At 63.0% G+C, this 17,390-nt stretch carries 15 protein-coding genes; 11 read left to right on the top strand and 4 right to left on the bottom strand.

All coding sequences use genetic code 11. The features are described 5' to 3' along the window. The first annotated feature begins 30 nt into the window (after positions 1-30). From MRK42_RS15735 to MRK42_RS15750, 4 genes are all read left to right on the top strand, one after another. Positions 31-1,047: a glycosyltransferase family 2 protein gene (locus MRK42_RS15735; protein ID WP_338610948.1), complete on the top strand. Its 1,017-nt coding sequence runs from the start codon at positions 31-33 to the stop codon at positions 1,045-1,047. After that, positions 1,044-1,415 carry a GtrA family protein gene (locus tag MRK42_RS15740; protein ID WP_026456917.1) on the top strand — a complete coding sequence of 124 codons (372 nt, stop codon included), beginning with the start codon at positions 1,044-1,046 and terminating at the stop codon, positions 1,413-1,415. Before MRK42_RS15735 ends, MRK42_RS15740 begins: the two co-directional genes overlap by 4 nt. Then, positions 1,415-2,575: a membrane protein gene (locus tag MRK42_RS15745; RefSeq protein WP_042073111.1), complete on the top strand. Its 1,161-nt coding sequence runs from the start codon at positions 1,415-1,417 to the stop codon at positions 2,573-2,575. The genes MRK42_RS15740 and MRK42_RS15745 overlap by 1 nt, the downstream gene beginning before the upstream one ends. A 210-nt stretch (positions 2,576-2,785) precedes the next feature. Further along, positions 2,786-4,897: an alpha-amylase gene (locus MRK42_RS15750; RefSeq protein WP_338610952.1), complete on the top strand. Its 2,112-nt coding sequence runs from the start codon at positions 2,786-2,788 to the stop codon at positions 4,895-4,897. 70 nt (positions 4,898-4,967) lie between these two features. Here MRK42_RS15750 and MRK42_RS15755 read toward each other — a convergent pair whose 3' ends face one another. Beyond that, entirely contained in the window at positions 4,968-5,603 is a 636-nt protein-coding gene (locus MRK42_RS15755; protein WP_338610954.1) for a glutathione S-transferase N-terminal domain-containing protein, read from the bottom strand. Between the two features lie 158 nt (positions 5,604-5,761). Between MRK42_RS15755 and MRK42_RS15760 the strand changes: the two genes are divergently transcribed. The 4 genes from MRK42_RS15760 to MRK42_RS15775 all read left to right on the top strand — a co-directional run bounded on the left by MRK42_RS15760 (position 5,762) and on the right by MRK42_RS15775 (position 9,329). Next, a complete protein-coding gene (locus MRK42_RS15760; protein ID WP_338610956.1) occupies positions 5,762-6,406 on the top strand; it encodes a response regulator transcription factor in 645 nt (214 codons plus the stop codon). 128 nt (positions 6,407-6,534) lie between these two features. Then, positions 6,535-7,125, top strand: a complete 591-nt coding sequence (locus tag MRK42_RS15765) for a TetR family transcriptional regulator (protein ID WP_338610958.1) — start codon at positions 6,535-6,537, stop codon at positions 7,123-7,125. 50 nt (positions 7,126-7,175) lie between these two features. Next, complete coding sequence (locus tag MRK42_RS15770) at positions 7,176-8,054, top strand: alpha/beta fold hydrolase (protein WP_338610960.1); 879 nt, start codon at positions 7,176-7,178, stop codon at positions 8,052-8,054. Between the two features lie 111 nt (positions 8,055-8,165). Then, positions 8,166-9,329: a patatin-like phospholipase family protein gene (locus tag MRK42_RS15775; RefSeq protein WP_338610962.1), complete on the top strand. Its 1,164-nt coding sequence runs from the start codon at positions 8,166-8,168 to the stop codon at positions 9,327-9,329. A gap of 6 nt (positions 9,330-9,335) precedes the next feature. Here MRK42_RS15775 and MRK42_RS15780 read toward each other — a convergent pair whose 3' ends face one another. After that, positions 9,336-11,288, bottom strand: coding sequence for a cation:proton antiporter (locus MRK42_RS15780; RefSeq protein WP_338610964.1), 1,953 nt, complete (start codon positions 11,286-11,288; stop codon positions 9,336-9,338). Between the two features lie 119 nt (positions 11,289-11,407). Between MRK42_RS15780 and MRK42_RS15785 the strand changes: the two genes are divergently transcribed. Continuing rightward, positions 11,408-12,310 carry a GGDEF domain-containing protein gene (locus MRK42_RS15785; RefSeq protein WP_338610966.1) on the top strand — a complete coding sequence of 301 codons (903 nt, stop codon included), beginning with the start codon at positions 11,408-11,410 and terminating at the stop codon, positions 12,308-12,310. A 45-nt stretch (positions 12,311-12,355) separates the two neighbouring features. Here the strand turns inward: MRK42_RS15785 and tilS are convergent, their stop codons facing one another. Then, complete coding sequence (gene tilS, locus MRK42_RS15790) at positions 12,356-13,717, bottom strand: tRNA lysidine(34) synthetase TilS (protein WP_338610968.1); 1,362 nt, start codon at positions 13,715-13,717, stop codon at positions 12,356-12,358. Between the two features lie 166 nt (positions 13,718-13,883). Here tilS and MRK42_RS15795 point away from each other — a divergent pair, with 166 nt between their 5' ends. Together MRK42_RS15795 and MRK42_RS15800 are read left to right on the top strand one after the other, a co-directional pair. After that, positions 13,884-15,917 (top strand): M13-type metalloendopeptidase, encoded by a 2,034-nt coding sequence (locus MRK42_RS15795; RefSeq protein WP_338610970.1) that lies wholly within the window; start codon positions 13,884-13,886, stop codon positions 15,915-15,917. Positions 15,918-15,962: 45 nt separating this feature from the next. Next, positions 15,963-16,415 carry a PliI family lysozyme inhibitor of I-type lysozyme gene (locus tag MRK42_RS15800; protein ID WP_338610972.1) on the top strand — a complete coding sequence of 151 codons (453 nt, stop codon included), beginning with the start codon at positions 15,963-15,965 and terminating at the stop codon, positions 16,413-16,415. 66 nt (positions 16,416-16,481) lie between these two features. Here the strand turns inward: MRK42_RS15800 and pdxY are convergent, their stop codons facing one another. Further along, positions 16,482-17,360 (bottom strand): pyridoxal kinase PdxY, encoded by an 879-nt coding sequence (pdxY, locus tag MRK42_RS15805; protein ID WP_338610974.1) that lies wholly within the window; start codon positions 17,358-17,360, stop codon positions 16,482-16,484. Between the last annotated feature and the right edge of the window lie 30 nt (positions 17,361-17,390).

Consider the following 17,390-nt stretch of genomic DNA (forward strand, 5'->3'; position numbering starts at 1 on the left):
AAAGCAACTATCCAAAATAAGGACGTTCTTATGTCGTATCCAGATTTTCGACTCTCTCTGGTCGTTCCCGTATACAACGAGGAAGAGAGCATCGATGCCTTCATCAATGCGATAGACAACGAACTGGCCCCGCTGAAAGACCAGCTTGAAATTGTATTCGTCAACGACGGCAGCCGTGACCGCACCCGTGAAGTGGTCGAGCAGGCCATCGCTCGCGATCCCCGCGTAACCCTGGTCAACCTGGCCCGCAACTTCGGCAAGGAGGCGGCCCTCACCGCCGGTCTGCACCAGGCCAAAGGGGATGCCATAGTCCCGATGGACGTGGATCTGCAGGATCCCCCCGCCCTCATTCTCGAATTCGTCAAGCTGTGGCAGACCGGCGACTATGACACCGTCTATGGCATCCGGGTAGATCGCAGTGCCGACACCCCGATGAAACGTGTCACTGCCGGTGGTTTCTACCGCTTCTTCAACGCCCTCTCCACCAGCACCAAGCTGCCGGAAAACGCCGGCGATTTTCGCCTGATCGACCGCCGCGTGGTGGAGGCGATCAAACAGTTGCCGGAGCGCAACCGCTTCATGAAGGGGCTGTTTGCCTGGGCCGGTTTTCGCGCCGTCGGCGTTCCCTACGAGCGCCCTGCCCGCCACGCGGGTGAGACCAAGTTCAACTACTGGAAGCTGTGGAACTTCGCTCTCGACGGCCTGCTGAGCTTCTCCAGCTGGCCGCTGCGCGTCTGGAGCTATGTGGGTGTCGGTGTCTCCTTCATCGCCTTCCTCTATCTCATCAAGATCATCACCCAGGTGGTCTTCTTCGGCATTGACGTACCCGGTTATGCGTCCCTCATGTCCGTGGTGCTGTTCCTCGGTGGTATCCAGCTGCTGTCGCTCGGCATCATTGGCGAGTACATCGGCCGCATGTTCGTGGAAGTAAAGCAGCGCCCTGTTTACCTTATCGAAGGGGTCTACGGCCAGTATGCCCGGCAGGAGGCCCGCCAAGGGCAGGATGACAAGCCCGAGGCTGACAAGCAGGAGCAGGCGTCCCAATGATCTCCCGCGAGGAATTCTGGCGGCTGGTACGGTTCGGTTTTGTCGGCGGGGGCGCGACCCTCGTCGATCTCGGCACCTCGTTCGCGCTTTTTCACACCTGGCCCACCATCTCCGAGCATCTGGTTACGACGTTGGCGTTTGCCATCGCGTTCTGGTTCTCCTTTTTCGGCCATCGTTACATCACCTTCCAGAAGCAGGGTGCCGCCAGCAAGTTTCTGCTGGTCGCCCTCTTCTCGCTGGCGGTACGTAACCTCATTCTGAGCGGCCTGCTGTTTGCAGGGCTCTCCGGTCTGTTGCCCGTGGTGATCGCCACGCTGACCGTGACCGTGCTGACCTATCTCCTCTCTCGCGTCTGGGTGTTTGCCTGATGAATGACATGACCACCATGGCCCCCGCGCAGGCGGGCCCCTATCGTCCATCACTGCGGATCAGCGGCCGTGACTGGCTGATGATCATCGCCGCCTTCGTACTGAGCCGGGTTGCTCTCTATGGCATGGGCTACTTCGGGGTTCAGCTCTACGGCGCCACCGATATCGGTCCGTTGCAGGCCTATTGCCAGTTCGACTGCGTCTGGTTCCAGCGCATCATCGAAAACGGCTACGACCTCTACCCGCGCTGGCTCAGCAAGGGCAATGCAGCCAACTGGGCCTTCATGCCCCTCTATCCCATGCTGGCCGGCTCCCTCTCCAGCCTGCTCAACGTGGAGAGCCTGATCGGCCTGATGCTGGTGGCCAACATCGGCTTCTTCGCCAGCATGCCGCTGATGCTGCTGGTGCTGCGTCAACTCAAGCTGGGTGACGAGACCGCCCGCTTCGGTGTCTGGCTGCTCGCCTTCTCCCCCTTCTCCGCCTATTTCGTCTCCGGCTACACCGAATCGATGTTCATGGCGCTGATGCTGGGAATGTTCCTGTTCGCCTATCGGGAGCAGTGGCTGATGGTAGCGGCGCTCGGGGTCTGTATCTCGGCCACCCGCAACCTGGGGGTGATGATGGTGTTCCCCGTGCTGATCCTGGCGCTGCAAGCCTACGGCTGGCGCGAGTTCTTCCGCTTCACCGAGCGCGCCTTCAAGGTGGTATTCACCCTCTGGCTGATCCCGTTCGGCCTGTTCGCCTATATGCTCTACCTCTATCACCTCACCGGGGATGCGTTTGCCTTCAAGCACATTCAGGTGGCCTGGGGCCGTTCCATGGACAGTCCGCTGGACTGGTGGCTGAGCGGTTTCGAGCTCGGCGGTCGCAAAGCCTACCTCTCCATCATGGTGATCTTCGGCTGGTGCCTGAATGCCTATCTGTTCAGCCAGAAGCGCTGGGCCGAGGCAACCCTGATGTTCATCTGCTGCACTATACCGCTGATGACGGGGCTCAATGCCATGCCGCGCTACATGTTCGGCCTCTACCCGACCCTGCTGGCCATCATACTGATGACTCATCGCTGGCCGGCCATTCGTCCGGCAGTGCTCTGCATCAGCGGCATGGTGGCCTCCTTCATCGCTGTCGCCTTCGTCAACTTCAAGTTCTTTACAGTCTGACGACACCACAGCCTGACAATGCCGGTCCCTGGACCGGCATTTTTTATGGCAGCGGTTTTTACACCGACACGGCAGGCATCACACTTTCCCCTTCTTGAAAACGTAACCATTTGAACTAACGTCACAAATCGGCGCTTTAGCGCTCCAGGGCCAAGGGCCTGCCTCCTAGAATGGGCGCACCTTAACCTCGCCCCGCTCAAGGAATGGCTTATGCGTCGCGCTAATCGTCTCTCCCCCTTGTGGCTCGCCCTGCTGGCCAGCCAGCCCTTTGTCGCCCAAGCTCTGGCCGCCCCCGACATCCACCTCTATGTGGATGGCCAGGCAGTGGCGACTCCGCTGGCGCTGGACAAGGGGACGGTGACGCTGACCCATCCCCTGGCCAAGGGGAGCCATCAAATTCGCATCGGCGATGCCGCCAACAGTTGTGGCTCCAGCTTTGGCCCGAGCGAGGCCAAACCGCTCCCCTTTGGCACTGCCCAGCCGATGGACAAGTGCAGCAAGGGAGAGAGCTTTACCCTGCGGGTGATGCTGGCGGGGGACTACCAGTTCACCTTCAACCCGGATACCCCCAGCATCAAGGTGCTGCGCGCCACCAAAAAGAGCGAGTTCAAGCGCCAGCCACCACAAGAGCCCTGCATCAGCTGGGATGGCGGCCCGGTCACGGTATCGCTAAACGGGGTCTGGCCCGACGGCACCCGGTTGCGAGATGCTTATTCGGGACAGGAGGGCGTGGTGAAACAGGGCAAGTTGACCCTGACGCCGGCCAAAGAGAGCGGCGGCCTGCTGTTGCTCGAGCCGGTCAAGGCGGCCAAACCGGCCCCCTTCAGCTGGGATCAGGCGAGCGTCTACTTCCTGCTGACCGATCGCTTTCACAACGGCGATCGCGCCAACGATCACAGCTTCGGCCGCCAGAAGGATGGCCAGGACGAGGTGGCCACCTGGCACGGCGGCGATTTCAAGGGGTTGACCGAGAAGCTTGACTACATCAAGCAGCTCGGCATCAACGCCATCTGGATCACCCCCATGGTGGAGCAGGTGCACGGCTTTATCGGCGGCGGCGAGCGAGGCAACTTCCCCTTCTATGCCTACCACGGCTACTGGGCGCTGGACTTCACCAAGATAGATCCCAACTACGGTGACGAGGAGAGCCTGAAAATCCTGGTGGACGAGGCGCACAAACGCGGCATGCGCATCATCCTGGATGTGGTGATGAACCACGCCGGTTACGCCACCCTGGCCGATCTGCAGGATCTGGGGCTCACGGACCTGGCCCAAAATACCGGAAATTTACCAGGCCGCTGGAGCGAGTGGCGCCCGAGCGGCGGCCTCGACTGGCATGGCTACAACCAGTTTATCGACTATCAATCACCCGCCTGGAGCAAGTGGTGGGGCCCCGACTGGGTGCGCGCCGCCCTGCCGGGCTATCCGCAACCCGGCACCGACGACGTGACCGGCTCGGTGGCCGGGCTCCCTGACTTTCTCACCGAGTCCACCAAACCGGTGGGCCTGCCGCCTCTGCTCACGGCGAAAAAGGATACCAAGGCCAAAACGCTGCCCAACGCCACGGTGAGCGACTACCTGATCACCTGGCACACCGACTGGGTGCGCCGCTTCGGCATCGATGGCTTCCGTGCCGATACCGTCAAACATCTGGAGCCCGAGGTGTGGGCCAAGCTCAAGCAGGCCGGCACCGCCGCCCTCAAGGAGTGGAAGGCCGCCAATCCGGATAAAAAACTCGATGACCTGCCCTTCTACATGGTGGGCGAGGTGTGGGATCACGGGGTCGCCAAGGACTTCTGGTACCAAAATGGCTTCGATTCCCTGATCAACTTCGACTACCAGCGTGAGTTCGCCCTGCCCCAAGCCCAGTGTCTGGCGGGTGCCGAGCCCACCTATGCCAGCTACGCCAGCCGTATCAACCAGGATCCCGGGTTCAACGTGCTGAGCTACATCAGCTCCCACGACACCAAGCTGTTCTTCGGCGACTATCAGGACGTGCCGCTACAGCGCAGGGTCGCCAGCAGCTTTATGCTGCTGCCGGGGGGCATTCAGATCTACTACGGCGATGAATCGGGCCGCGGGCTCGCCAGGGATGGGGGCGTGTTCGACCAAAGCTTGCGTTCCGACATGAACTGGCAGGAACTGGCCAGCGGCGAGAAGGCCGAGCTGGTCAGGCACTGGCAGCGCCTCGGTCAGTTCCGCGCCGCCCATCCGGCCATCGCTGCGGGCAGCCACCAGAAGCTCGAAGATGCGCCCTACAGCTTCGTGCGGGAGAAGGAAGATGACAAGGTGGTGGTGGTGTTCGCCGGGCGCCAACCGTAAGCCAGCCGGTTTAACACCCGCCATTTGACAGGAGGGGAGCCCATGGCTCCCCTCCTCTTTTTGCCGAATACTAGGCGCTGGCGTCCTGGCGCTGCGCCTCGGCGGGCCACTGCAACCGTGCCTTGACCAGGGTTTCCTGCCACAGGGTCCAGGCCAGCAGGGCCTTTTGATACTCTCCCGCCAAACCGGGCAACTGGATACCATAGCTCGCCAGCCGGTAGGCCATCACGGCGTAGAAGGCATCCAGGATGCCCGCCTCGCCAAAATAGAAGGGGCCCCGCGCCACCCCCCAGATCTCCTGCAATCTGGCCAGCTCGCCGATGGCCTCCACCGGTGGGTCGACGCGGGTCGGCGCCCCCAGGAAGAAGGGCAGCAGGGTACGAATGTGGCGAAAACCGGCATGCAGCTCGGCGCACAGGCTGCGGGCCAGGGCCCGCTCGGCCAGCGAGGGGGGATAGAGCTGGCGATCCGGGCACAGCTCGTGGAGATATTCGGCGATAGCCAGCGAGTCGTGTACCCGCACCCCGTCATGATCCAGCCAGGGCACCAGCCCGGCCGGTGCCTGCCGTTTGAGCCGCGCCAGGGCGGCTGCGTCGTCCAGATCGAACACCTGCACCTGCCACTCCAGTCCACTCATGGCGAGCACCAGCGCCGCCCGCATCGCCCAGGTGGAACCCGTGCCCACCGTCAATACCAGGGATCCCATCTTTTGCCTCCTGCATGAATCCGTGCCAGCCATCCTGTCTGCCCCAGTGGCATCACATCCGATGGTCACCTCACATTTGCACACCAGCGGGTTTGACCCCCTTGGGGAGCGATGCTAGTTTGAGTTTTCAAAACAATCAGTTAGCAACCATGTGAGCTATGGATAGCCAATTTACCATCGTCATCGCAGATGACCACCCCCTGTTTCGCAGCGCCCTCTATCAGGCAGTCCACATGGCCATCGACGAGGCCCAGTTGCTGGAAGCGGACTCCATCGATAGCCTGACCCTGCTGCTGGGGGAGCACCCCGAGGTCGATCTGCTGCTGCTCGACCTCAAGATGCCGGGTGCGAATGGCTTCGAGGGGCTGGCCCATCTGCGCGGTCAGTATCCCGACCTGCCCATCGTGGTGGTCTCTGCCTCGGAAGATCCCGTCATCATCCAGCAGGTGCTGCGACTGGGAGCCCTCGGTTTCATCCCCAAATCCGCCCCCATGAAGGAGCTGGTCAGCGCCCTCAATACGGTGATCGGGGGGGACAACTGGGTGCCTGAGGGCATCTCGCTGCACCCGGAATCCGAGGACGGTCCCGATTTTGCCAGCAAGCTGGCAAGCCTCACTCCCCAGCAGTACAAGGTGCTGGTGATGCTGCGCGATGGCAGCCTCAACAAGCAGATCGCCTGGGAGCTCAACGTCTCCGAAGCCACCATCAAGGCTCATATCACCGCCATCTTCCGCAAGCTCGGCGTCAAAAACCGCACCCAGGCGGTGATCGCCTTGCAACAGATGGATATCAAGGACAACTGAGCCGCTCCCCCTTGGCGGCTCCTCTTTTTTCGTAGACCCGACAGAAAGCAACAGCGCCCCGAGCGCTTTGCCGCTCGACAATTAGCACGATCGTACTTTATGCTGCCCGGGCAATGGAGGAGAGAGCGATGAGCAAGGGGCGCCTGACCCGCGACAACATTTTGCAGACTGCGTTCGAGCAGGCGAGCCGGCAAGGGCTGGAGAGCCTGACCATAGGCTCGCTGGCAACGGCATGCGAGATGTCCAAAAGCGGCCTGTTTGCCCACTTTCAGTCCCGCGACAACCTGCAGATCGCCGTGCTGGAGTATGCCGCCCAGGTGTTTCGCGAGCGGGTGATCCAGCCGGTACGCCAGCAGCAGCACGCCAGCCAGCACGACAAGCTGACCGCCCTGTTGCAAGCTTGGCTGGCCTGGAATCAATGCTTTGCCGGTCGCTGCATGTTCCTCGATGCCTGGACCTCGGCCCAGGATGGTGAGGTGCAGCAGGCGGCCCGCCAGCTGGTGCGTTTCTGGCTCGACTACCTGGCTCGCCAGGTAATGAAGGGCCAGGCGCAGGAGGAGTGGCGCGGCGACATGGATCCCTGGCGCGCCGTCTACCGGCTCTACGGCCTCTATCTGGCGGATCAGGTGTTCAATGCCCTGGATCTTTGCCAGGATCCGGCCCATCACTTCTGGCCCGAGGTGGAGAAGGTGCTGGCCAGCTGGCGCAGATCCTTTTAAAAACCGACAAAAAAGCACGACCGTTCGCACACAAAACCGACAGGATTATCATGAGCAGCAAGATCTACTTCAACACCCGCCGCTTCAACCCGAGCAAATGGTTGCTGGGGATCGGCACTCGTCTGCACCACAGGATCGCTCCCGCCCACGCCAAGCGCACCGCCAGCAAGCTGCTGCTCACCCCCCAGCGCAGCCAGCGGGACGAGACGCCTCCGGCCGGGCTGGTCAAGCAGGCCGTGCATACCAGCGAAGGCGTATTGATGAGCTACCGCCTCGGTCAGGGGCCGGTCTGGCTGCTGATGCACGGCTGGTCCGGCAGCGCCAGCCAGTTTTATCCGCTGATGCGCCATATCGCCGCCCAGGGCTTTACGGCGATTGCCTACGATCATCCGGCCCACGGCCACAGCGCCGGCCAGACCGGTCACCTGCCCCGCTTCGTGCGCGCCTTTGACGAACTGGCCGCCAGCGTGACCGACGAGCTGGGCCCCATCGCCGGCATCATAGCCCATAGCATGGGAGGCGCCGTCACCCTCTCCAGCCGCCAACCGGCCATGGATACACTGCCGCTGCTGCTCATCTCGCCGGTGCTTGACTATGTGCCCCAGCTCTACGGCATGGTGGCCCGCTCCGGCTATTCCATCCGGCTGTTCGATGCGGTGGTCAAGGAAATAGAACAGGAGTACCAACACCCCTTGAGCACGGTCGATCCCCTGGGCCGGCTCGCCAGCCGCCACGGCCCCGCCATGATAGTGCACGATGAGGAGGACAGATTTGCCCCCCACGACGATTCGCTTCGCGCCAGCCAGGAGGGCCACACCAAACTGGTGAGCACCCGGGGACTCGGCCACGGGCGCATCCTCGCCAGCGCCCCTGTCTTTGCCTCCTTCGATCAGCTGGCAAGGCCCGAACATCCTCACCGCAACTTGTAAGCAAGGAGTGAAAAAAAAACGCGTCAACGCCCTTTTTTATATTTGATACAGCGCTTTATAGTTAACTTGTCAGTGGGAAAAACGGCATGGATAACGATAAGGCGCACCCCTATGGCCAGACCCAACACCGCATTGTTGCTCACCGGAGGCGGCGCCCGGGCCGCCTATCAGGTCGGCGCCCTCAAGGCGATTGCGGAGCTCTATCCCCGCAATCTCGGCATCCCGTTTCCCATCCTGTGCGGCACTTCGGCAGGGGCCCTCAATGTCACCGCGCTGGCCTGTTACGCCTCCTGCTTTCATCTGGGGGTGCGCAAGCTGGAGTGGGTCTGGCGCCGCTTCGAGACCCACCACATCTTCGACTTTCACCCCGGCCGTCTGCTGTGGCGCCTGATGTATGAAGGCTCGGCCGGGCTTATCACCCCCGACACCAACCACGCCTTTCATCTGTTCGACAATGCCCCGCTGCACCGTTTGCTGGATCAGCTCATCGACTATCACCGCATCGACGACAACATCCTCTACGGCAGCCTGGAGGCGCTGGCCATCACTGCCTCCGACTATGACGACGGCCTCTCCACCACCTTCTTCCAGGGGCGCAACGAGCACCATCCCTGGGAACGGGCCAGACGGCGCGGAGTGCGTACCCTGCTCACTTCGGATCACCTGCTGGCCTCCGCGGCGCTGCCCTTTGTCTTTCCGGCGACCCAGATAGAGGGCAAGTTTTACGGCGATGGTTCCATCCATCAGTTAAGCCCTCTCAGCCCGGCGATCCATCTGGGGGCGGAGCGGATCCTGCTCATCACCCTGGATCCGCCGACTCGCACGGCGCCCACCCAGCACCATGGTCACCTGACCAGCTCCAACATCGCCAGCCACCTGCTCGATACCGTGTTCACCGACACCCTCAACTCGGATCTGGAGCGGCTGTGGCGCATCAACCAGACCCTGGATCTCATCCCCGAGCGCGAGCGCCGACGCCTCAAGCTCAAGCGGGTGGAGACCTGCGTGCTGAAACCGAGTCAGGATCTTGACGAGATGGCGCTTCCCTACCTGCGCAAGTTGCCGCTGCATCTGCGCCGCCTGTTGCGGGTTCTGGGAGTGAAGGGGGACGAAACCAGCAGCCTGGCCAGTTTCCTGATGTTCTATCCGGGCTACTGCCAGCAGCTCATCAAGCTGGGCTATCAGGACACCCTGAAAGAGCGGGCGCGGGTGATCGAATTTCTCAATCTGGAGGCGCTGCTCAGAGATGAGGCCATGCTGGAGCCCCAGCTGTAACTGGGCTCAGTGCCCTTCCAGCAGCCGCTGCTCGGCCTGTTCCATGGCCACTGCGGTGCCAAACAGGATCAGCCGGTCGCCGGCGGCGAGCCGTAGCTCAGCCCTGGGTTCCAGGGTCTGATCGCCGCGCTGCACCTCCTTGATCCTCACCTCCCCCAGCGGCAGCTCCTGCACTTCGCGTCCCACCGCCCAGGCCTGATCGTGCAGCAGCAGCGGATGGAGCCGTTCGAGCAGCTGATCGGCCTCCATGTTGCTGGCACTTTGATCCCCCCAGTAGAAGCCGTGCAGGAAGCGATACTGGCTGCTGCGCTCGTGCTCCATGCGCCGGATCACCCGCCCCAGTGGGATGTCGCAGTTGACCAGCAGATGGGATACCAGCATCAGGGCCCCCTCCTGGGATTCGGGGATCACCTCGAACGCCCCCGCCTGTTTCAGCTGCTCGAGAAAGCTGTCATCCCGGGTACGCACCAGCACCTTGAGATCCCCGGCCAGCTCGCGGATCAGCGCCAGCATGGCTTCGACCCGCTTGCGATCGTCGAAGGTGATGATCACCAGCCTGGCCCGCAGCAGGCCGGCAGCCAGCAGGATGTCGCGCCGGCTGGCATCGCCGAAGGCCACCTGCTCCCCCGCCAGTTTCGCTTCGCTCACCCGCTCGGGGTCGAGATCCAGCGCCAGAAAAGGGATCTCTTCGAGCTTCAGGAAGCGGGCGCAGGTCTGCCCGGCACGGCCGAAGCCGGCGATGATCACGTGCTGGGTTTTGCTAAGGCCCGACTGGGCCACCTCGGAGCGAGTCAGCAGGGCGGGATCGGTCAGACTGCGAGCCAGGGAGTGGGCCTGGATCACCAGCCAGGGGGTCATGGCGATGGAGATGATCCCCATGCCGATCAGCAGCGACACCAGTTCCCTGGCCAGCAGGCCATGGTGGCTGGCCAGCGCCAGCAGCACGAAACCGAATTCGCCGACCTGGCTCAGCATGATGCCCGCCGCCAAGGCGTCGCGCTTGCGTTCCCCCATCAGACGACCGGCCAGCAGCACCAGCAGGGCTTTGCACAACACCAGTCCCAGCACGCAGAGCAGTACCTGCCACCAGTTTCTGGCCACCAGCTCCCAGTTCATGGCCATACCGATGGTGATGAAAAAAAGCCCCATCAGCACGTCGCGAAACGGCTTGATGTCCACCTCCAGCTGGTGGCGATAGTGGGACTCCCCCAGCATCATGCCCGCCAGAAAGGCCCCCAGCGCCATCGACAAGCCCAGCGAATAGGTCATGGCGGCGGCCAGCAGGGCCACCAGCAGGGCGCTCAGCACGAACAGCTCGTCGGAGCGGGCCCGCGCCACCTCGTGAAACAAAAGCGGCAGCAACCACTTGCCGACTGCCAGCAGGCTAAACAGGGCGAACAGCCCCTTGAGAGTGGCCCAGGCGATCTCCGCCAGCAGGGCGCTGCCCTGCACTTCTGGCCTGGCCAGGATGGGGATCATCACCAAGAGCGGCACCACCGCCAGATCCTGAAACAGCAACACGCTCACCCCGAGCTGAGCGCGGCGGGTATGGAGCTGTTTCTGCTCCCCCAGCTGCTTGATCACCACGGCGGTAGAGGAGAGCGCCAGGGTGCCGGAAACGACCAGCGCCTGGGGCAGGCTGAGCCCCCACCAGCGGGCGAGCCAGAAAAACAGCAGGGAGGTGAGCAGCACCTGCAGACCGCCCACCCCCAGCACCAGTCGGCGCATCGCCAGCAATTTGGGCAGGGAGAACTCCAGCCCCAGGGAAAACATCAAAAAGACGATGCCGAGCTCGGCAATGGTCTGCATGGTGGACTGGCCGGTTACCATGGCCAGTCCGTGCGGGCCGAGCAGTACCCCGGCGATCAGATAGGCGAGGATCACCGGCAGCCCGAGGCGCCGGAAAATCGCCACCAGCAAGACGGCGGCAAACAGCAGGATCAGCAGATCTGTATACAAATTTTCCTCTCCTTTTATCAACTTAAGTCTAGTCAGCCGGGCCGGGAGGCAGGAAAGATATATTGGGCATGCCAATTGCAGGGAAGGGGGAGTAGTCAGGTGTTTACAGGTGGAAAACCATGGAAAATACGTCGTCCCTCAATGGTTTTGCCCATAGCCTCGAGCTGTGGGTACACCAGAGCGAGCGGGTTGTGCCGTTACATAGCGTCGAGCGTAACCAGTTGCTGGAACAGTTGCTGGGGCAGCAGGATCTCGACGCTCTGCTGACAACCTTTGCCGCCCAGGCGGCAAAAATTGTCAGGATCCACAGCCTCTACTTCGAGCACGAGCAGCCCCGTTCCCTGATCCAGCATCCGCCCCTGGCGACCCTGACACCGCACAACCACTCCTTCGAGCTGCGCGGCCAGCATGGCCAGCTGCTCGGCCAGCTGCACTACGAGCTGGATCTGCCCATGAGCAGCCACCAGCAACGGCGGCTGCTGCAGTACCATCAGTTGCTGAGCCTGCTGCTGCCGCTCTATCTGCGGCTTGAAAAGCTCGATCAGCTGGTGCGACTCGATCACCTGACCGGCCTTGGCAACCGCTCCTACTTCGATGAGGCCATCGGCCGCGCCATCGAGCAGCATGGCCGCGAGCCCCACGGGTTGGTGCTGGTGCTGCTGGATCTGGATCGCTTCAAGCAGATCAACGACACCTGGGGTCATCCGGTGGGGGATCTGGTGCTGAGCCGCTTCGCCATGCTGCTCAAGGGGTGTATCCGCAGCACGGATCAGGCATTCCGGCTCGGGGGGGACGAGTTTGCGCTGCTGCTGCAACCGGCCGAACCCGAGGCATGGCGTCCGGTCTGGCTGCGTCTGCAGCACATGCTGATGACCAGCAAGGAACTCTCAGCCTTCTCGGTTGGCTGCAGCCTGGGGGCCGCGACCTGGCAATCCGGGGTCGACGTGCAGAGCCTCTACGAGGCGGCCGACAACCACCTCTATGCCCGCAAGAGAGCGGGCAAGACAGACCCCGGCGAATAGACAATCTGGCGGCCCCGCCATGGCAACAGGATGGGGGGCCGCGATTCAATCCAAATCGCCTGATTCCGGCATGACGGGGGCAAGCCGGGCCGCCTGCCACTCACATCTCAGCCCCTCCTCCTGCGCCAGAAAACCGTCACAGACAAAAAGCCCCACCACGGCCGCCACCTGATCGCCATAGTAGAGGATGGGAATGCGCCCCCGCTGCCAGGAGGGCACACCATACTCCTGCAGCAGTTTTTTCAGACGGCGACTGCCGGCGCGCCCTACCGGTTTGAGCATGGTGCCGGGCACCACCTGAAAGCGCACCGAGAGCGGTTCGTCACCCCGGGGCAACCGCAGCAATCCCTCCCCGCCGGTTTGCCGGCGAAGCAGGAGCGTGCCCAGTCCGTCAGGCAGTGAAATCACCTCTCCCGTGGTCAATGGCAGCTCCTGCTGGCAAGGCTGCAGGTCGGGGGTGACCAGATAGAGGCGGTCCTGGAAGCGGCGACAGCTCTGCTTGCCCCAGTTGAGCTGCGGGTTGGCATCCCCGCGGGCCAGCGCCACCTCCTGCCAGAGCCGGTTGAGCTGTTCGCGAGAGGGCATCTCGCCCCCCTGGCGACGGATCCAGTAGCGCAGCAGATTGTTGCGCCGCGCTGGCGAGAGGGGCTGCAGGGCGGCGATATGGAGCGCCTCCCCCTCGCCCGCCAGATGCCAGTCCTGTTCGGCCAGCTCCTCCAGCAGTGCTTCTTGCTCGGCGCAGATCGCCATGGTGCGGCTCGCGGTCTGGGCCATGGCAGGCCAGCGCGCCTTGAGCCGGGGAATAAGCTCCTGACGCAAAAAGTTGCGATCGTAGCTCACGTCCCGGTTGCTCTCATCCTCCACCCAGCCATAAGGCAGGGTGGCAGCCACCTCGGCCAGCTCGCTGCGGCTGATATCGAGCAAGGGGCGTAGCAACAGGCCACCAGCAAAGGGCTGGCGTGGCAGGATCCCGGCCAGGCCGCGCAGCCCGGTGCCCCGTTTCAAGGCCAGCAGCAGAGTCTCCAACTGATCGTCCTGATGATGGGCGGTGAGCAGCCACTCCCCCTCCCCCATGTGCGCAGTCAGGCAGCGATAGCGCGCCTCCCGGGCCTGGGCCTCCAGGCTCTCGCCATTGCCGCGCACCAGCTGCACCCGCTCCACCATGAGTTCTACCGCCAATTGCTGACAGACGGTTTCGCAGTGGGTAACCCACTCATCGGCGTGGGGGCTCAGACCATGGTGAACGTGGAGGGCACGCAGGCCAAGGCCATGCTCGCGGGCGAACTGCGCCGCCAGCACCAGCAGCACGGTGGAATCGAGCCCGCCGCTGAACGCCACCAGCAGGCGGGTGGAACCTTCCGGCACTGGCAGGGTCAGACAAAAGCGAGAATAAAGATGAGAAATCATAGGCTTCCCCGAAACGGACCGGCCGATCTTAACAGAGTCAGGCTTATCAAGCTGCAGCCCGACTGCTAGAGTGAGCCGCATCCCAGTACCCAAGATGTTACCGAAAGTGGTGCCAGGATGCCCCCGTTGCAAGGGAAGCAAACAACCGGAATTGGAATCAAACAGCATGAACAACAAGAAAAGCATACTGGCCGGCCTCATTGGACTGACCCTGCTGGCCGGCTGCAGTCAGGCACCGCAAGGCGACCCCAAACACTCTGGACTGGCGCTGGCCAACATGGACACCACCGTCAGCCCGGGCGACGACTTCTTTCGCTACGTAAACGGCAAATGGCTCGCCAGCGCCAAGATCCCCGACGATCGCCCCGCCGATGGCGCCTTCTACATGCTTAGGGACAAATCCCTCGCAGACGTGCGGGTGCTGGTCGAGGGGCTGGCCAACCAGAGCGCCGCCGACGGCACGCCTACCCAGCAGATCCGCGATCTCTATGCCAGCTATCTGGATCAGGCGGGCCGTGATGCCAAGGGGTTGTCACCGCTCGTCCCCGCCCTCGCCCAGATCGATCAGATCCACGACCAACGGGATCTGGCCCGCGCCTTTGCCGAGGCGAGCAAGCTCGGTGGCGGCGCCCCGTTCGGGATCGGGATCGGCCCCGACGCCAAGGCGCCGGATCGCTACGCTGTCTACCTCTATCAAGGGGGGTTGGGACTGCCGGATCGGGATTATTACCTCAAGACGGATGCCGACAGCCAGGCCCTGCGCCAAAAATACGAGCGCCACATTGCCAGCATGCTGACCCGGCTCGGTGAGTCCGACCCGAGCGGCAAGGCCAAGCGCATTCTCGCTCTCGAGACCCGGCTCGCAGCCATCCAGTGGGACAACGTCACCCTGCGGGATCGGGAGAAGAACTACAACAAGCGTCCGGCCAGCGAGCTGGCCCGGCTCGCTCCCGCCATCGACTGGCAGGCCTATCTCGATGGCGCCGGCATCGCCGCCCAGCCCGATCTCATCATCGGCCAGCCGAGCTACCTGGCCGCGCTGGACAAGGTGATGGCCCAGACTTCCATCGCCGACTGGCAGGCCTACCTCAAGTGGCAGCTGCTGACCGACTACGCCCCTTACCTCGACGGCGAGACGGATCGCGCCAACTTCGCCTTCTACGGCACCACCTTAAGCGGCACACCCAAGCAGCGCGCCAGCTGGGAGCGGGCACTGGGGGTGCTCAACGATCACCTAGGCGAGGCAGTCGGCCAGCTTTACGTGGCCCGCTACTTCCCGCCCGAGGCCAAGGCCCGGATGGAGCAGCTGGTGGAAAACCTGCGCACCGCCTACGGCCAGAGCATCGAAGAACTCGACTGGATGTCGCCAGAGACCAAGGCGCAGGCCCTCGAGAAGCTGGCCAAGTTCAGACCCAAGATTGGCTATCCGGAAAAGTGGAAGGACTACAGCGGTATCGTCATCAAGCCGGACGATCTGGTGGGCAACCTGCAGCGGGCCCAGGCGTTTGAATACGCCGACGATCTCGCCCGCCTCGGCAAGCCGGTCGATAGGGACGAGTGGCACATGTCGCCCCAGACGGTGAACGCCTACTACAACTCGAGCAACAACGAGATCGTCTTCCCGGCGGCCATACTGCAACCCCCCTTCTTCGACATGACGGCGGACGATGCGGTCAACTATGGTGCCATCGGCGGAGTGATCGGCCACGAGATGGGCCACGGTTTCGATGATCAGGGGGCCAAATCCGACGGCGACGGCATGATGCGCGACTGGTGGACACCTCAGGATCTCAAGGAGTTCCGCTTCCGCACCAGCCGGCTGGTGGCCCAGTACAACCGCTTCGAGCCCATCAAGGGGCAGTTCGTCAACGGCCAGTTCACCCTGGGCGAGAACATCGGCGATCTCGGCGGCCTCACCATCGCCCACAAGGCCTACGAGCTGTCGCTCGATGGCAAGGAGGCCCCGGTACTGGACGGCTTCACCGGCGAGCAGCGCTTCTTCCTCGGCTGGGCCCAGGTGTGGAAGGGGATGTACCGCCCCGAGCTGATGCAGATGCTGCTGCGCTCCGATCCCCACTCCCCGCCCGAGTACAGGGTCAATGGCGTGGTACCGAACATTCCCGCCTTCTACGAGGCATTCAACATCCAGCCGGGTGACAAGCTCTATCTGCCGCCCGAGAAACGGGTGAAGATCTGGTAAACACCACCAACGGGGGCGCCCCGCCGTCCCCGTAAGGAGTCAACGATGAAAAACAGGATGATGGCGCTGGGGCTGCTCGCCCTGCCTCTTTTCACCCTGCCCATGGTCGCACAAGGGGCGGAAGGGGCCTCCCGCCAACTGACCCTCCCCTCCGGCCAGGTCCTCGTGGTGAACGAGGGTCGCGGCGAGCCCGCCTCCATCGGCAGCTATGACGTGCGCCTCTACACCGGGGCCAACCCCCAGTTTCCCCTCGACCAGTTTGTCGAGGGCAAGGTATTACCCCGGGAGGGCAGCATCAAGGAGTTGAAACTGCTGGATCTCAACGGTGACAAGCAGCCCGAGCTGGTGGTCATCATGGAGAGCGCCGGCAGCGGCAGCTACCTGAGCGGCGATGCCTTCACCATAGGCCCCCAGGGGGAACTCGAACTGTTTCACCAGATAAGGGATCTGCCCCCGGGCGAGGACATCATCAAGGCGCTCAAGAGCCCGCAAGACTGACCACAGCCCAAACCAGCACGCAATAAAAAGCCCTGATCATCAGGGCTTTTTGCTATCTGGCGCCAATCAAGCGGCGCAGATCAGGGCGAGCCGGGTCGCCCGGATGCGCACATGGGGCTGCGCCATCTCGTGCTGGGCCGCCACCAGTTGCAGCTCATAGGCATTGACCAGCCAGGTCTGGGCCAGTACCGCATCCACGCTGGCGTTGGTCCGCTCGAACGCCACCACCGGCTCGTATCCGGCCAGCAGATTGGCCAGCATGGTGGCGCTTAGCAGATCTCCCACCCCGATGGGCTGGCGAGCAAACGGATAGAGGGGGCGTGAGATATGAAAGGCCCCCTCGTCGCACACCAGCAGCATCTCGAAGCGATCGTGGCCGAATCCGGCCCGCCCCAGATGCTTGACCAGCACCAGCCTGGCCCCCCGCGCCCGCAGCTGCTGGCAGGCCGCCACCGCCTCGGGCACGTTGTGGATCTCGCGGCCGGTGAGCCGCTCCAGCTCCAGCAGGTTGGGGGCCAGCATGTCGGCGCAGGCCAGCGCCCGATCCTTGAAGAACTCGGCGACGCCGGGGGCGACGATACATCCCTTGTCGGGGTGGCCCATCACCGGATCGCAAAAATAGAGGGCGCGCGGATTGCACGCCTTGAGCCTGGCCACCGCCGCCAGTATCTCCTCTCCCTGGGCGGCAGAGCCGAGATACCCGCTGAGCAGCGCATCGCACTGCCCCAGCACGCCGATGTCGGTGAGGCCCGCCATCAGCTGACCGATGTGGCCCGCCGGCATCACCATCCCCTGCCACCCCTGGCTGTACTGGGTGTGATTGGAGAACTGCACCGTGTTGACGGGCCACACTTCCACCCCCAGACGGCGCATGGGGAAAACGGCGGCGCTGTTGCCGGCACAGCCAAAGACCACGTGGGATTGAATGGAGATCACTCGCTTCATGATTGGCGACTCACACAAGAAAACCGAAGG

This window comes from Aeromonas sp. 19NY04SH05-1, from assembly GCF_040581895.1.
GTDB classification, from domain to species: domain Bacteria; phylum Pseudomonadota; class Gammaproteobacteria; order Enterobacterales; family Aeromonadaceae; genus Aeromonas; species Aeromonas enteropelogenes.

What these genes read in the sequence shown, in the direction of transcription:
- MRK42_RS15735 (WP_338610948.1), top strand. Translation starts at nt 31, where the DNA reads ATGTCGTATCCAGATTTTCGACTCTCTCTGGTCGTTCCCGTATACAAC.
- MRK42_RS15750 (WP_338610952.1), top strand. Translation starts at nt 2,786, where the DNA reads ATGCGTCGCGCTAATCGTCTCTCCCCCTTGTGGCTCGCCCTGCTGGCC.
- MRK42_RS15800 (WP_338610972.1), top strand. Translation starts at nt 15,963, where the DNA reads ATGAAAAACAGGATGATGGCGCTGGGGCTGCTCGCCCTGCCTCTTTTC.
- tilS (WP_338610968.1), bottom strand. Translation starts at nt 13,717, where the DNA reads ATGATTTCTCATCTTTATTCTCGCTTTTGTCTGACCCTGCCAGTGCCG.
- MRK42_RS15770 (WP_338610960.1), top strand. Translation starts at nt 7,176, where the DNA reads ATGAGCAGCAAGATCTACTTCAACACCCGCCGCTTCAACCCGAGCAAA.
- MRK42_RS15745 (WP_042073111.1), top strand. Translation starts at nt 1,415, where the DNA reads ATGAATGACATGACCACCATGGCCCCCGCGCAGGCGGGCCCCTATCGT.
- MRK42_RS15760 (WP_338610956.1), top strand. Translation starts at nt 5,762, where the DNA reads ATGGATAGCCAATTTACCATCGTCATCGCAGATGACCACCCCCTGTTT.
- MRK42_RS15740 (WP_026456917.1), top strand. Translation starts at nt 1,044, where the DNA reads ATGATCTCCCGCGAGGAATTCTGGCGGCTGGTACGGTTCGGTTTTGTC.
- MRK42_RS15755 (WP_338610954.1), bottom strand. Translation starts at nt 5,603, where the DNA reads ATGGGATCCCTGGTATTGACGGTGGGCACGGGTTCCACCTGGGCGATG.
- MRK42_RS15785 (WP_338610966.1), top strand. Translation starts at nt 11,408, where the DNA reads ATGGAAAATACGTCGTCCCTCAATGGTTTTGCCCATAGCCTCGAGCTG.
- pdxY (WP_338610974.1), bottom strand. Translation starts at nt 17,360, where the DNA reads ATGAAGCGAGTGATCTCCATTCAATCCCACGTGGTCTTTGGCTGTGCC.
- MRK42_RS15765 (WP_338610958.1), top strand. Translation starts at nt 6,535, where the DNA reads ATGAGCAAGGGGCGCCTGACCCGCGACAACATTTTGCAGACTGCGTTC.
- MRK42_RS15775 (WP_338610962.1), top strand. Translation starts at nt 8,166, where the DNA reads ATGGCCAGACCCAACACCGCATTGTTGCTCACCGGAGGCGGCGCCCGG.
- MRK42_RS15795 (WP_338610970.1), top strand. Translation starts at nt 13,884, where the DNA reads ATGAACAACAAGAAAAGCATACTGGCCGGCCTCATTGGACTGACCCTG.